Raw genomic sequence first — 13,531 nt, 5'->3', positions numbered from 1 at the left:
TTTTCCGGAAATTGAGAAGAGTCTGCGACAATACCGGTTAGCTGTAGTGCGTTTGTCAGCCTGTCAGTTTGTCCCGGAGGGCCCTTGGTATGTCGAGTCCGCGCCGCGAAAACGGCGACGCTCTGCGCTGTGGTGACCGCAGCGCAGCTGTGACCGAAATCCGGGCCTCGCTGGCTGCGTTGGGGCTGCTGGACGGCGCTGGTGAAGATATGACGACGGGCCGGCATGTCGCCCTCGAGGTCTTCGACGCCCAGCTTGATCAGGCCGTCCGCGCCTTCCAGCAGCATCGTGGCCTGCTCGTTGACGGCATCGTCGGCGAGGCGACTTACCGGGCACTGAAAGAGGCGTCCTACCGGCTCGGCGCGCGCACGCTCTACCACCAATTCGGCGCTCCCCTCTATGGCGACGACGTCGCGACGTTACAGGCCCGGCTGCAAGATCTCGGTTTCTACACCGGCTTGGTCGACGGACATTTCGGCCTGCAAACTCACAACGCGTTGATGTCGTACCAACGCGAGTACGGGATGTCGGCGGACGGCATCTGCGGACCGGAAACCTTGCGCTCCTTGTACTTTCTGAGTTCGCGGGTCAGCGGCGGTTCGCCCCACGCCATTCGCGAAGAAGAACTCGTCCGGCGCTCGGGTCCGCGACTTTCGGGCAAGCGGATCATCATCGATCCGGGTCGCGGCGGTGACGACCATGGTCTGATCGCACACGGACCGACCGGCCCGGTCAGCGAAGCAGATATCTTGTGGGACTTGGCCAGTCGGCTGGAAGGCCGGATGACCGCGATCGGCATGGAGACCTTCCTGTCCCGCCCGACCAATCGCAGCCCGTCGGACGCCGAACGGGCCGCTACCGCCAACAACGTCGGCGCCGACCTGATGATCAGCCTGCGCTGCGAAGCTCAGGCCAGCATTCCCGCCAACGGCGTGGCCTCGTTTCACTTCGGCAACTCGCACGGGTCGGTGTCGACGATCGGCCGCAATCTCGCCGACTTCATCCAGCGAGAAGTGGTGGCCCGCACCGGGTTACGCGATTGCCGGACGCATGGTCGGACCTGGGATCTGCTGCGACTGACCCGGATGCCCACCGTCCAGGTCGACGTCGGCTACATCACCAACCCCGGTGACCGGGACAGGCTGCTCTCGACGCAAACACGCGATGCGGTGGCCGAAGGCATCCTCGCCGCGGTCAAGCGGCTCTACCTGCTGGGCAAGAACGACCGGCCTACCGGCACCTTCACTTTCGCCGAGCTGCTTGCTCACGAATTGTCGGTCGAACGGACGACCCGCCTCGGCGGGACTTAACCGTTCTGCTTGTTCTGCAACGTATTTCCCGCTGTCGATCCGGCGCCGACCGGTTGCTGAAGCTCAGCGTTTTGCAGTAGACGCTCCAGGGCCGCTTCCACCTCGGCCTTCCACCCCAGCCCCTTGTCAAGCTCGAGGCGCAGCCGCGGGAAGTACGGATGTGGTGCTACCACAACGAAACCCACGTCTTTCAAGAACTCCGCATCAATGATGCAGCGGTCCACCGAGCAATCCCCGAGGGCCTCCAGCACCGGCCGGACGTCGGGGTCGGCGAGCTGGGGATCCAAGGACTCCGACGCCGCCGGAGTGCGACCGAAGGCTTCCAGCGCGCGGACCCCACGACGCATCAACTCGTCGATCACCCGGGCCAGCAGATCATGTGGCAGGTCGTCGGAGGCGTGCCCGAGTTCGACACCCATCGAAGTCAGCAGCACCGCGTCCGGAGAGACCGGCGCGGTAGGAAACCGATGCGCGCGCGGCACCGCACCCGGCGGCGCGTACAGCACATAGCCCAGACACGGCGGATCGGTGACGCTTTGCTCGTCGGGAATCGCGGTCGCGACCTGACCGCACGACCCCCACTCCAGCATCACCATCGACAGCCATGCTTCTTTCTCGAATTCCGGATCGGCGAGGTGGTCCTGATCGCCGAGGGTCGCGGGATCGACCTCCCAGAAGACACAGCGGCGCGCATGCTTGGGCAGCTGCTCGAAGCCTTCGAGCCGCAGGGGCGTGATTCGAGCAGTCACTGGCCTCCTGGCTTCCGTGCGTATCGCAGCCCATTGCCGCAAGCCCGGCTGTACCTAGGCTGGCGTGCACCACCAACCGCTCCAGGATAGGAGAGTTTGTTGTTCTCGGGCCAGTGTTGACCCGGCCACGTCGGTGTCGCGGCCCAAACCCGCCGAAATGCGCCGCCGGCGACGGCCGGGCATCGAAAAGGCCTGTTGGACAACGGATCTCCGCGCTCGAGCGGATCAGATACGCGGTCTGAATTCATCCGTTGTCACAGTGACGTAATTACACAATGTAACTGGTCATGCCTTCGGCGGGGCCATGGTGTCGATAATCCGCTGTAGGTCCTCGACCGAAGCGAACTCCACCACGATCCTGCCCTTGCGCTTGCCCAGGCTGACGGTTACCCGGGTGTCGAATGCGTTCGACAGCCGATCGGCAACATCTTGCAGACCGGGCATCTGGATCGGCTTGCGCCGCGGCGCCGCCGGGGCCGCCGCATCGCCGCGATTGGCCAATGTCACGGCCTCTTCGGTGGCGCGCACCGACAGACCCTCGGCGACGATCCGGCTCGCCAGCTCCTCCTGCGCCGCCGGCCCGGCTTCCAGCGACAGCAGTGCCCGGGCGTGACCGGCGGACAGCACTCCGGCAGCGACTCGGCGCTGCACGGCGATCGGCAGCTTGAGCAACCGGATCATGTTGGTGATCAACGGCCGCGACCGTCCGATTCGCGAGGCCAGTTCGTCGTGGGTGACCCCGAACTCGTCGAGCAGCTGCTGGTATGCCGCCGCTTCTTCCAACGGGTTCAGCTGTGCCCGGTGGATGTTCTCGAGGAGGGCGTCGCGCAGCAGGTTGTCGTCGGTCGTCTCTCGCACGATGGCGGGAATGGTGGCCAGCTGCGCCTCCTGGGCCGCCCGCCAGCGCCGCTCCCCCATCACGATCTGGTACCGCGCGCCGCCCGGTGCTGGGGTGACCGCGCGCACCACGATGGGCTGCAAAAGGCCGAACTCGCGGATCGAGTGCACCAGTTCGGCCAGCGCCTCGTCGTCGAACACCTGCCTGGGCTGCTTGGGGTTGGGCTCGATATCGCCCGGCGAGATCTCGCGATACACCGCGCCCATCTCGTTGGCGGTCGGCGCCGGCCCGCCGATCAACACATCGGCAGCGGCGTCTCCCATCCGCGGACCCAGCGTCGCGGGACCCTCGTCGCCCTCGGCGGGTCCGGTGGGGATCAGCGCAGCAAGACCTCGGCCGAGCCCGCCCTTCTTCTTGCCCGCAGTCGTCATTGTCGTCCCTTCACGAATGGTGGTTAGTCGCGCTGCGCGAGTTCGCGGCTCGCGTCGAGATAGCTCATCGCCCCGCGGGATCCGGGGTCGTAGTCGATGATCGTCATGCTGTAGCCGGGCGCCTCCGACACCTTGACGCTGCGCGGGATGACGGTGCGTAACACCTTGTCGCCGAAGTAGCGACGCACCTCCTCCGCGACCTGATCGGCGAGCTTGGTCCGGCCGTCGTACATCGTCAAAATCACCGTCGTCACGTCCAACTGCGGGTTGAGATGCGCCTTCACCATCTCGATGTTCCGCATCAGCTGTGACACCCCTTCGAGGGCGTAGTACTCGCACTGAATCGGGATCATCACCTCGGGAGCCGCCACGAGTGCGTTGATCGTCAGCAGTCCGAGCGACGGCGGGCAGTCCACGAAGACGTAATCGAAGTCGAAGTGGTCCAGCTGCGCCAAAGCGTTACGCAATCGATTCTCGCGCGCGACCATGCTCACCAATTCGATCTCGGCGCCTGCCAGATCGATGGTGGAGGGAACGCAGAAGAGTCGGTCGCTGTGCGGGCTGCGGCGCAACGCGGTCTCGATCGTCTCCTCCCCGAGAAGCACTTCGTACGACGAGGGCGTGCCCGATTGCCGGTCGGTGATGCCGAGTGCTGTGCTCGCGTTGCCCTGTGGATCGAGATCGATGACGAGGGTCTTGAGCCCCTGCACCGCGAGCGCGGCGGCGAGATTGACGGCGGTCGTCGTCTTGCCGACGCCGCCCTTCTGGTTGGCGACGGTGAACACCCGGCGATGGGCCGGCCGGCGCAGCGGTGGATACGTCGTATGCAGCACCCGCATGGCGCGCTCGGCCGCGGCGCCGATCGGGGTGTCGAATTCATCCGATGTTTCACGTGAAACATCCGCTGCGGCGTCGCTCGGCGATTCGTCCGCGAGGGGCACCGCCTCGTCCGGCGCGAGTGGCGGCGCCAGAGGTGCCGGCGCCAGCTGTGGGTGCTCCACACCTGAACCCGAGCCTTCGGAACGATCCCGGGGCGAACTCATCGCTTTCTCCTGTCCGCCCTTGGTGCCGACCCGCGTCGCGACCGTGTCGCGCGCTGCGCTACCACCACGGTTGCGGGCGGACGCAAATAGCTCGCGCCACATGTCACCACCCTGACATCAACTGCCTCCAGCGTGGCCATCCCACGCCGGTGTTCTTCGACCTCGTCGGGAGCGCGCTCCCCCTTGATCGCAATCATCCGTCCGCCCGGCCGTAGCACCGGCATGCTCCACTTCGTCAACTTGTCCAACGCCGCGACTGCTCGCGAGACCGCGGCATCGCTGTCGCCGAAGCGCTTACGTACCCCTGGCTCTTCGGCGCGACCGCGCACCACTTCGACGGTTAACCCTAGTTCGGCGACGACCTCTTTGAGAAACTCGCTGCGGCGTAGGAGCGGCTCGAGAAGCACGATGTCCAAGTCGGGCCGCGCGATCGCCAACGGTATGCCCGGCAACCCGGCCCCGCTACCGATGTCGACCACCCGCTCGCAGTCGTCGAGGAGTTCGGCGACCGCCGCACTATTCAATAAGTGGCGGTCCCACACACGGTTGACTTCGCGGGGCCCGAGCAGTCCGCGGGCCACACCGGTTGTCGCGAGGATCTCCGCGTACGCCTCCGCCATGTGCAGACGCGGCCCGAAGATCTCCGCCGCGGCGGTCGGTGCGGGGCCCGGGCCGGCGGATCGTGTCGAGCCGGGCGGCGCCTCGGCTGGCAAGCCGGGCTCCGCCGACTCCCCCGCTACTGCCGATGCCTCTGCCCGCTCGGATCCGCCGACATGTTTCACGTGAAACATTCCTCCGGTCCTCGGACCCACAGCACCGTGCGCGGGGTGAACTACACCGTTGTAATGCCGTCCCGACTAGTCGTGCAGGACGACCACGCGCCGGCTCGGCTCCACACCCTCGCTCTCGCTGTGGACTCCGGCCACCGCCGCGACGGCGTCGTGGACGATCTTTCGCTCGAACGGGGTCATCGGCTTGAGCTCTTCACGCTCGCCGCTCTCCAGCACCCGTCGCGCGACCTTGTCGCCCAGCGCGGCCAATTCCTCGCGACGGCGCCGCCGCCAACCCGCGATGTCGAGCATCAGCCGGCTGCGCACTCCGGTCTTCTGGTGGACCGCGAGTCGGGTCAGTTCCTGGAGTGCATCGAGCACCTCGCCGCCGCGGCCGACCAACTTGTTCAGGTCGTCGCTGCCGTCGATGCTGACGACCGCGCGGTTGCCCTCGACATCGAGATCGATGTCGCCGTCGAAGTCCAGCAGATCCAACAGCTCTTCCAGATAGTCGCCGGCGATCTCGCCCTCGGCGACCAACCGCTCCTCCAGGTCGTCGCCTTCGTCGGCACCCGCCTCCGCCGATTCGTCGGTCTCGTCGGCCTCATCCTCGATCGCCACTTGGGTGTCCAACTCGCGTTCGGTGGTGTCAGCGTCCGTCATTTTCTCTCCCTCATCCATGGGTCCGTCCCTGTCTCATTCGGATCACTCTCCGGAGACGGCCCGGTAAAGCTGTGGCGCTATTCGTCAGCGCTTCCGTCGTTTCGGTCGAGCCCCGGGGCGGGGCGTGCGGTTGGCCGAACCGTCTGCGCTCCCGGCCGTGTCCGGTTTGTCCGGTACAGCGCCAGTTGTCTTTCCTTCGGCCGCGCCGCCCCCGGCATCCGTCTCCGGTGCGCTGTCGTCGTCAGCCGGTGGTGCCCCGTTACCACTCGCCGGCGCTGCCTTGCGCTTCGGCTTGGCTCCCGGCGCCGGTGCGTTGGCCGCGCGTCGTTGCAGCACCTCTTGCTTCTTGGCCTCGTCCTCTTTCTCAATCATGTTGAACACGTAGTGCTGCTGGCCGAAGGTCCAGATGTTGTTGGCGAACCAGTACAGGATGATGGCCAGCGGTAGGAACGGGCCGCCGACCACGACACCGAGCGGGAACACGTACAGCGCCATTTTGTTCATCATCGCGGTCTGCGGATTGGCGGCGGCCTCGGGACTCTGTCGCGCCACCGATGCGCGGCTGTTGAAGTAGGTGGCGATGCCGGCCATGATCATCACCGGAGCGCCGACCAAGATGACCGAGGGCCGGCTGAAATCAATGAAGGCGTCCAACCCGGTGCGCTGCGTCATGGACGCCCCGATCGGCGCGCCGAACAGATTCGCATCCAGGAAGTGCCCGACGTCCATCGGGCTGAACACGTAGTTGCCCGTCGCCCGGTTCTGGACTACCGACATCTGCGGCTGTCCGAAGCCGCCGGTCGTCCGGTTGAACGAACGCAGCACGTGATAGAGCCCGAGGAACACCGGGATCTGGGCGAGCATCGGCAAGCAGCCGAGGATCGGGTTGAACCCGTGCTCCCGTTGCAGCTTCTGCATCTCGAGCGCCATGCGCTGCCGATCCTTGCCGTACTTCTTCTGCAGCGCCTTGATCTGTGGCTGCAGTTCCTGCATCTGGCGAGTGGTGCGGATCTGCCGCACGAACGGCTTGTAGAGCAGCGCCCGCAGCGTGAAGACCAGGAACATCACCGACAGGGCCCACGCGAAGAAGTTCGAGGGCCCCAGCAATGCCGCGAACAGCTTGTACCAAACCCACATGATCCACGACACCGGGTAGTAGACGAAGTCGAGGCTAAACAGATCAAACGACAAAAGATTCACTCTCCCCTCGCGGCGCCGGGATGTCCCCGGCGGCGCTGGTGTCTGCAAAGTCCATCCGGCAGCCCCGGCGTTCTGAGGCGCGTTCCGGTATCGGGTCCCATCCTCCCCGATGCCACGGTCCGCACTTGGCGAGCCTGACCGCCGCCAGCCAGCTCCCGCGAATCAACCCGTACTCGGTGAGGGCGTCCACGGCGTATTGACTGCAGGTCGGCACGAAGCGACATGTCGCCGGCCGCAGCGGCGACACCATGTGCCGGTACAGCTGGATGAGGAAAACCAGGCCGCGCACCAGGGTCCGACTGGCGCCGCCCATTCCCCCGCGCACCGGCGCCGTGACGGTCACCGGTCGGTCCCCGCACGTTCGAAGGCGCGCCGTAGACCTTTGCGCAACTCCTGCTCCAATCGCGCCGACGACACCTGCCGACTACTCGGCAGCGCCCGGATGACCACCTGGTCGTGTTGATGAAGATCGGGCAGCATGCCCCGGACGGCGTGGCGAAGCCGGCGTGAGACCCGGTGGCGATCGACGGCCGAGCCGACCGACTTGGCGACGATCAGCCCCACGTGTGGACCCGATTCGTCATCGTCTCCCCGGCGCACATGGACGACAAGATCGGGCTGCGCGGTGCGCATCCCGTTCTTCACTGTCGCGTCGAATTCCCGTGACCGCCTCATGCGGTTGCGCGCGGGAAGCACCGCCAGCACGCCTGTCGGTCAGATCAGGCAGATAACGCGCGGCGGCCCTTGCGGCGCCGGTCAGACACGATGGCGCGCCCGGCCCGAGTGCGCATCCGCAAGCGGAATCCGTGCACACGAGCACGGCGCCGGTTGTTCGGCTGGAAAGTCCGCTTGCCCTTGGCCACGGCGTTCTCCTCGTTCTGTCTCGCTAGAAGCTTGTCCCCGCCATTCGGCCGTTCACGTTAGCTCAGCTACATTGCGTCGTGAGTCGGTCGAAAAGTGGTTCTCGCTGCTGGCCGGCGCGGTCCCCGGGCGAATAACTCCTGGGTCGCAGCCGTATCGCCGACTTTCGGGCGACTGTATGAGGGTACTGACGAGCGTTCCCTGGGTCAAACTTGGTCTGCCCCAACGAACCCACTGACACCCGAGCTGAAATTCTTGACTGCCGGCGCAGGCCATCGGCAAGACGTCGGCGACACGCCGCAGCACGCCCCGATGAACACCAAAGAACGCGACTGGAATGCAACAGAACTGTTGGCAGCCGCACGGAAAACTGTTAGCTTCGGGCAATGCCGTTTCAGACCGGAACGGCGCTCGACAACGAAGCATGATGGCGGATCTACTCGCTGTGCAGACGGCCTAGCTCGGGTTGTCTCCAGCCCGTGGATCGCGAGCCGTCGCCGGTAGGTTGCGGCCCGCATACGCCTATCCTGTCCACACCTGTGTATAACTATGTGGACAGTTGCTTTGTCGCCAAGCGTGGGTATACCTCGACCCCGGATCGTTCTAGGACCAGGGAGATGCGTCGTTGACCGATGACCCCGGTTCTGGTTTCACGACAGTGTGGAATGCGGTCGTCTCTGAGCTCAACGGCGAGGCCGACGCGGATGGTGCGGCCGGTAATCGCACGACGCTTGTCACCCCGCTCACTCCTCAACAGCGGGCATGGCTGAACCTTGTTCAACCGCTGACCATCGTTGAGGGCTTCGCCCTCTTGTCAGTGCCGAGCAGTTTCGTACAAAACGAAATCGAGCGGCATCTGCGCACCCCGATCACCGACGCGCTCAGCCGCCGGCTCGGTCAGCAGATTCAACTCGGTGTCCGCATCGCGCCGCCTTCCGACGACGCCGACGACCCGCCCTTTCCGCAGGGCGATACCTTCACCGATGACATCGGTCTAGAAACGTCAAGTGACGCCGACGAGGCCGACGAAAACGGTGAAGCAATCGGCGTCGAACAGAACTGGCCCAACTACTTCGCCGAACGTCCGCACAGCAACGACGCGGCCGCGGCCGCCGGCGGGACCAGTCTCAACCGGCGCTACACCTTCGAGACTTTCGTCATCGGTGCCTCCAATCGCTTCGCTCATGCCGCGGCCCTGGCCATCGCGGAGGCGCCGGCGCGCGCCTACAACCCGTTGTTCATCTGGGGCGAGTCCGGCCTCGGCAAGACCCACTTGTTGCATGCCGCAGGGAATTACGCGCAACGACTGTTCCCCGGTATGCGCGTCAAGTACGTGTCGACCGAGGAGTTCACCAACGACTTCATCAACTCGCTTCGCGACGACCGCAAGGTCGCGTTCAAGCGCAGCTACCGCGATGTCGATGTCCTGCTGGTGGATGACATTCAGTTCATCGAGGGCAAAGAAGGTATCCAGGAAGAGTTCTTCCACACCTTCAACACCTTGCACAATGCCAACAAGCAGATCGTCATCTCGTCGGACCGGCCGCCCAAACAACTCGCCACCCTGGAAGACCGGCTGCGAACACGGTTCGAGTGGGGACTGATCACCGACGTCCAGCCGCCGGAACTGGAAACCCGCATCGCGATTCTGCGCAAGAAGGCACAGATGGAACGACTTGCGGTTCCCGACGATGTCCTCGAACTCATCGCCAGCAGCATCGAGCGCAACATTCGCGAACTCGAGGGCGCCCTGATCCGGGTCACCGCGTTCGCCTCGCTGAACAAGACGCCGATCGACAAGTCATTGGCCGAGATCGTGCTGCGCGATCTGATCGCCGATGCGAGCACGATGCAAATCAGTGCGGCGACCATCATGGCCGCCACCGCCGAATACTTCGACACCACCGTCGAGGAGTTACGCGGTCCGGGCAAGACCCGGGCCCTGGCTCAGTCACGCCAAATCGCAATGTATCTGTGCCGGGAGCTCACCGATCTGTCATTGCCCAAGATCGGCCAAGCGTTCGGCCGCGACCACACCACGGTCATGTACGCGCAGCGAAAGATCTTGTCCGAGATGGCCGAGCGGCGTGAAGTGTTCGATCACGTCAAGGAACTCACCACTCGCATCCGTCAGCGCTCCAAGCGCTGATTCCGCGGTTTCGGCCATCGCGCGCCAAATTTTTTCAAAAAACTTCCCGCACGTCTGCAACTCCAGTCACAGCTGAAGGATGTGCGCAGCATTGTGTACAAGCGTCCCAAACAACAGTGCAGCAATCCGCCGCGACGTGCACACCGCCGACCCATCCCCAGTGGCCCAACATCGACTGCACAGTTACCAACGCGGTCATCCACAAGCCGATCGACGTGCTAGCTGCGCCGAACCGGACCTGTCCCCAGATTGCACAGCCCTTAATACTGGTACTGAGATCTATCCGTTATTTCTTCTTTGAAGAACAGCTTTGGGGACGCGTCGCCTCACAGCACTCGCGGACCTCTCGTCGACTCGGCTTGTCGGCCTTAACGATTAGCTTTCAAGATGGGCGCAGAAGCTCTACGGTTGTGATTCGACTCCCGTTGTCGACGTCGTGGCATGTAACTCACCTCGGCGTTCGGTGCGGGCCCCAAGCTAGCGGGGCGGGAAGCTAGCTGCCGGATTTTGGAACTTTGGGTAGGTGAAGGGACGCTATGGACGTGGCGACGACAAGTGCTGGTCTCACCGATCTGAAGTTCCGCCTGGTCCGAGAATCTTTCGCCGACGCGGTGTCGTGGGTTGCGAAGAATCTGCCGAGCAGGCCGGCGGTCCCTGTTCTTTCCGGCGTGCTGCTGACCGGTTCGGATGAGGGCTTGACGATCTCGGGATTCGATTACGAAGTTTCCGCGGAAGCACAGATTCCTGCCGAAATAGCTTCTCCGGGAAGCGTTTTGGTGTCGGGCAGGCTGTTGTCAGATATCACTAGGGCGTTGCCGGACAAGCCGATCGACTTCTACGTCGACGGCAATCGTGTCGCGTTGACATGTGGCAGCGCCAAGTTTTCGTTGCCGACGATGGCGGTCGAGGATTACCCGACGCTGCCGACGCTGCCCGAAGAGACCGGGAGCTTGCCCTCGGATTTGTTCGCCGAGGCGATCAGCCAGGTCGCCATCGCCGCCGGCCGGGATGACACGTTGCCGATGTTGACCGGCATCCGGGTCGAGATCTCGGGTGAGACGGTGGTTTTGGCCGCGACCGACAGGTTCCGTCTGGCGGTTCGTGAGCTGACCTGGTCGGCGTTGTCGTCCGACATCGAGGCGGCCGTGTTGGTGCCGGCGAAGACGCTGGCCGAGGCCGCCAAGACAGGAACGGACGGTTCCGAGGTTCGGTTGTCCTTGGGTGCGGGCAGCGGAGTCGGCAAAGAGGGGCTCCTCGGGATCAGCGGCAACGGCAAGCGCAGCACCACGCGACTGCTGGATGCGGAGTTCCCGAAGTTTCGTCAGCTGCTGCCGGCCGAACACACCGCGGTCGCGACGATCAACGTCGCCGAGCTGACCGAGGCCATCAAGCTCGTTGCGTTGGTGGCCGACCGGGGTGCACAGGTGCGCATGGAATTCGCCGAAGGCCTGTTGCGTCTGTCGGCCGGCGCCGACGATGTCGGTCGCGCCGAGGAAGAACTCGCGGTCGATTTCTCCGGCGAACCGCTGACCATCGCATTCAACCCGACCTACCTGACCGACGGACTGGGCTCGGTGAAGGCCGACAGGGTGTCGTTCGGTTTCACCACCCCGGGCAAGCCGGCGTTGCTGCGTCCGGCATTCGACGACGACAGCCATCCGACGGGCACTGGTCCGTTCTCGGCGTTGCCGACGGAGTACGTCTACCTGCTGATGCCAGTTCGGTTGCCCGGATAGGTGTACGTCCGGCATTTGGGGCTGCGCAATTTTCGGTCCTGGGCACAAGCCGACCTCGAGCTCGAACCGGGCCGGACGGTGTTCGTCGGTCCGAACGGTTTCGGGAAGACGAATTTGGTTGAGGCACTTTGGTATTCGACCACTTTGGGATCACACCGGGTCGGAACCGATGCCCCGCTGATCCGGTCGGGCGCCGATCGGGCGGTGGTTTCGACGATTGTGGTCAACGAGGGTCGGGAATGCGCGATCGATTTGGAGATTGCCGCCGGACGCGCGAACAAGGCTCGGTTGAACCGCTCGCCGATGCGCAGTACCCGCGAGGTGGTGGGGGTATTGCGCGCGGTGCTCTTTGCTCCTGAAGACCTGTCGCTGGTCCGGGGTGATCCCGCGGACCGGCGTCGTTATCTCGATGATTTGGCGACCGTGCGCCGCCCGGCGGTCGCCGCGCTGCGCGCGGATTACGACAAGGTGCTGCGACAGCGCACCGCACTGTTGAAGTCGCTGGCCGGATCTCGCCATCGTGGCGACACCAGCGCGTTGGACACGCTCGACGTGTGGGACAGCCGACTGGCCGGGCACGGAGCCGAATTAATGGCCGCCCGTATCGATCTGGTGAACCAGCTGGCACCGGAGGTGGAGAAGGCTTACCAGCTGCTGGCGCCGGGATCGCGGCCGGCGGGGATCAATTACCGAACGAGCATCGACGGTTTGGGTACCGACGGGGCGCAAGACGGCGCGGGCATCGACCGCGAATTTCTGGAAGCCGCGTTGCTCGCCGCGCTGGCGGCCCGCCGCAATGCCGAACTGGAACGTGGCGTGTGCCTGGTGGGCCCGCACCGCGACGACTTGGAACTTCGTCTCGGGGATCAACCAGCGAAAGGCTTTGCCAGCCACGGTGAATCGTGGTCTTTTGCGATCGCGCTGCGGCTGGCGGCGTATGAGTTACTTCGCGCCGACGGCAGCGAGCCGGTGCTATTGCTCGACGATGTCTTCGCCGAACTCGACGCGGCGCGCCGCCGCGCCCTGGCCGCCGTAGCGGAATCGGCCGAACAAGTGCTGGTAACCGCGGCGGTACTGGAAGATATCCCGGCAGGCTGGGACGCTAGGCGGGTGCACATCGACTTGCAAGACGATGACACCGGCCGGGTTTCGGTGATGCAACCATGACCGACGACGAATCAGACGCGGCACCGCCGGAACCAGCAAGCGGTCCCACCAGCGGGCTCAGCGGTATCGACTTGGTGCGGCGCACTCTCGAAGAAGCCCGCGCCGCGGCGCGCGCCCAGGGCAAGGACGCCGGCCGCGGCCGCGGAAGCAATCCGGTTCCGCGCCGGGTCGCCGGGCAGCGCCGGAGGTGGTCGGGTCCGGGACCCGATGCTAGGGACCCGCAACCGATGGGCAGAGTTGCCCGCGAAATCGCGAAGAAGCGCGGCTGGTCGGGACGTGTCGCCGAAGGCACGGTGCTCGGTCACTGGACGGCGGTGGTCGGCCATCAAATCGCGGATCACGCGACGCCGACCGCGCTCAGCGATGGCGTGCTCAGCGTGACGGCCGAATCCACCGCCTGGGCCACCCAATTGCGGATGATCCAGTCGCAGTTGTTGGCCAAGATCGCCGCGGCGGTGGGCAACGGCGTCGTGACATCGCTGAAAATCACCGGGCCCGCCGCTCCGTCTTGGCGGAAGGGACCCCGACACATCTCCGGACGGGGCCCGCGCGACACCTACGGTTGACACAATTGAGGGGTTCACGTACGTCGGGGACATGTGCCGACAAGGCGT

General features: G+C 64.9%; 14 protein-coding genes. 5 read left to right on the top strand and 9 right to left on the bottom strand.

Annotation, left to right across the window (positions count from 1 at the left end):
- Window positions 1-89: 89 nt before the first annotated feature.
- Window positions 90-1,310 carry an N-acetylmuramoyl-L-alanine amidase gene (locus SKC41_RS07655; RefSeq protein ID WP_330977076.1) on the top strand — a complete coding sequence of 407 codons (1,221 nt, stop codon included), beginning with the start codon at window positions 90-92 and terminating at the stop codon, window positions 1,308-1,310.
- On the opposite strand, the gene SKC41_RS07650 is transcribed toward SKC41_RS07655, so the two are convergent.
- The 9 genes from SKC41_RS07650 to rpmH form a co-directional block, all read right to left on the bottom strand.
- Window positions 1,307-2,059, bottom strand: coding sequence for an acetyltransferase (locus SKC41_RS07650; RefSeq protein ID WP_330977075.1), 753 nt, complete (start codon window positions 2,057-2,059; stop codon window positions 1,307-1,309). The genes SKC41_RS07655 and SKC41_RS07650 overlap by 4 nt on opposite strands.
- Window positions 2,060-2,344: 285 nt before the next feature.
- Window positions 2,345-3,328, bottom strand: coding sequence for a ParB/RepB/Spo0J family partition protein (locus tag SKC41_RS07645; RefSeq protein WP_330977074.1), 984 nt, complete (start codon window positions 3,326-3,328; stop codon window positions 2,345-2,347).
- Between the two features lie 23 nt (window positions 3,329-3,351).
- Window positions 3,352-4,371, bottom strand: coding sequence for a ParA family protein (locus SKC41_RS07640; protein ID WP_442931570.1), 1,020 nt, complete (start codon window positions 4,369-4,371; stop codon window positions 3,352-3,354).
- Complete coding sequence (gene rsmG / locus SKC41_RS07635; RefSeq protein WP_442931569.1) at window positions 4,368-5,162, bottom strand: 16S rRNA (guanine(527)-N(7))-methyltransferase RsmG; 795 nt, start codon at window positions 5,160-5,162, stop codon at window positions 4,368-4,370. Before rsmG ends, SKC41_RS07640 begins: the two co-directional genes overlap by 4 nt.
- A gap of 66 nt (window positions 5,163-5,228) precedes the next feature.
- Window positions 5,229-5,804 carry a Jag family protein gene (locus SKC41_RS07630; protein ID WP_330977072.1) on the bottom strand — a complete coding sequence of 192 codons (576 nt, stop codon included), beginning with the start codon at window positions 5,802-5,804 and terminating at the stop codon, window positions 5,229-5,231.
- An 84-nt stretch (window positions 5,805-5,888) separates the two neighbouring features.
- Complete coding sequence (gene yidC, locus SKC41_RS07625; protein ID WP_442931670.1) at window positions 5,889-6,941, bottom strand: membrane protein insertase YidC; 1,053 nt, start codon at window positions 6,939-6,941, stop codon at window positions 5,889-5,891.
- Window positions 6,942-6,984: 43 nt separating this feature from the next.
- Window positions 6,985-7,317 (bottom strand): membrane protein insertion efficiency factor YidD, encoded by a 333-nt coding sequence (yidD, locus tag SKC41_RS07620; RefSeq protein WP_330978787.1) that lies wholly within the window; start codon window positions 7,315-7,317, stop codon window positions 6,985-6,987.
- Between the two features lie 26 nt (window positions 7,318-7,343).
- Window positions 7,344-7,700 (bottom strand): ribonuclease P protein component, encoded by a 357-nt coding sequence (gene rnpA, locus SKC41_RS07615; protein ID WP_330977070.1) that lies wholly within the window; start codon window positions 7,698-7,700, stop codon window positions 7,344-7,346.
- A gap of 23 nt (window positions 7,701-7,723) precedes the next feature.
- Window positions 7,724-7,867, bottom strand: a complete 144-nt coding sequence (gene rpmH, locus SKC41_RS07610) for a 50S ribosomal protein L34 (protein ID WP_082971338.1) — start codon at window positions 7,865-7,867, stop codon at window positions 7,724-7,726.
- Window positions 7,868-8,490: 623 nt separating this feature from the next.
- On the opposite strand from rpmH, the gene dnaA reads away from it, so the two are divergent.
- The 4 genes from dnaA to SKC41_RS07590 all read left to right on the top strand — a co-directional run bounded on the left by dnaA (window position 8,491) and on the right by SKC41_RS07590 (window position 13,483).
- The gene (gene dnaA, locus SKC41_RS07605) at window positions 8,491-10,014 is read left to right on the top strand and encodes a chromosomal replication initiator protein DnaA (RefSeq protein WP_330977069.1); all 1,524 of its coding nucleotides are present in this window, start codon (window positions 8,491-8,493) and stop codon (window positions 10,012-10,014) included.
- A 536-nt stretch (window positions 10,015-10,550) separates the two neighbouring features.
- A complete protein-coding gene (dnaN, locus tag SKC41_RS07600) occupies window positions 10,551-11,750 on the top strand; it encodes a DNA polymerase III subunit beta (RefSeq protein WP_330977068.1) in 1,200 nt (399 codons plus the stop codon).
- Complete coding sequence (recF, locus tag SKC41_RS07595) at window positions 11,751-12,917, top strand: DNA replication/repair protein RecF (protein WP_330977067.1); 1,167 nt, start codon at window positions 11,751-11,753, stop codon at window positions 12,915-12,917.
- Complete coding sequence (locus SKC41_RS07590) at window positions 12,914-13,483, top strand: DUF721 family protein (RefSeq protein WP_330977066.1); 570 nt, start codon at window positions 12,914-12,916, stop codon at window positions 13,481-13,483. Before recF ends, SKC41_RS07590 begins: the two co-directional genes overlap by 4 nt.
- Window positions 13,484-13,531 lie beyond the last annotated feature (48 nt).

The organism is Mycobacterium sp. 050128, from assembly GCF_036409155.1.
Lineage (GTDB): Bacteria > Actinomycetota > Actinomycetes > Mycobacteriales > Mycobacteriaceae > Mycobacterium.
Note: the sequence above shows the minus strand (reverse complement) of the source record. Positions and strands in the feature narration are given on the sequence as shown.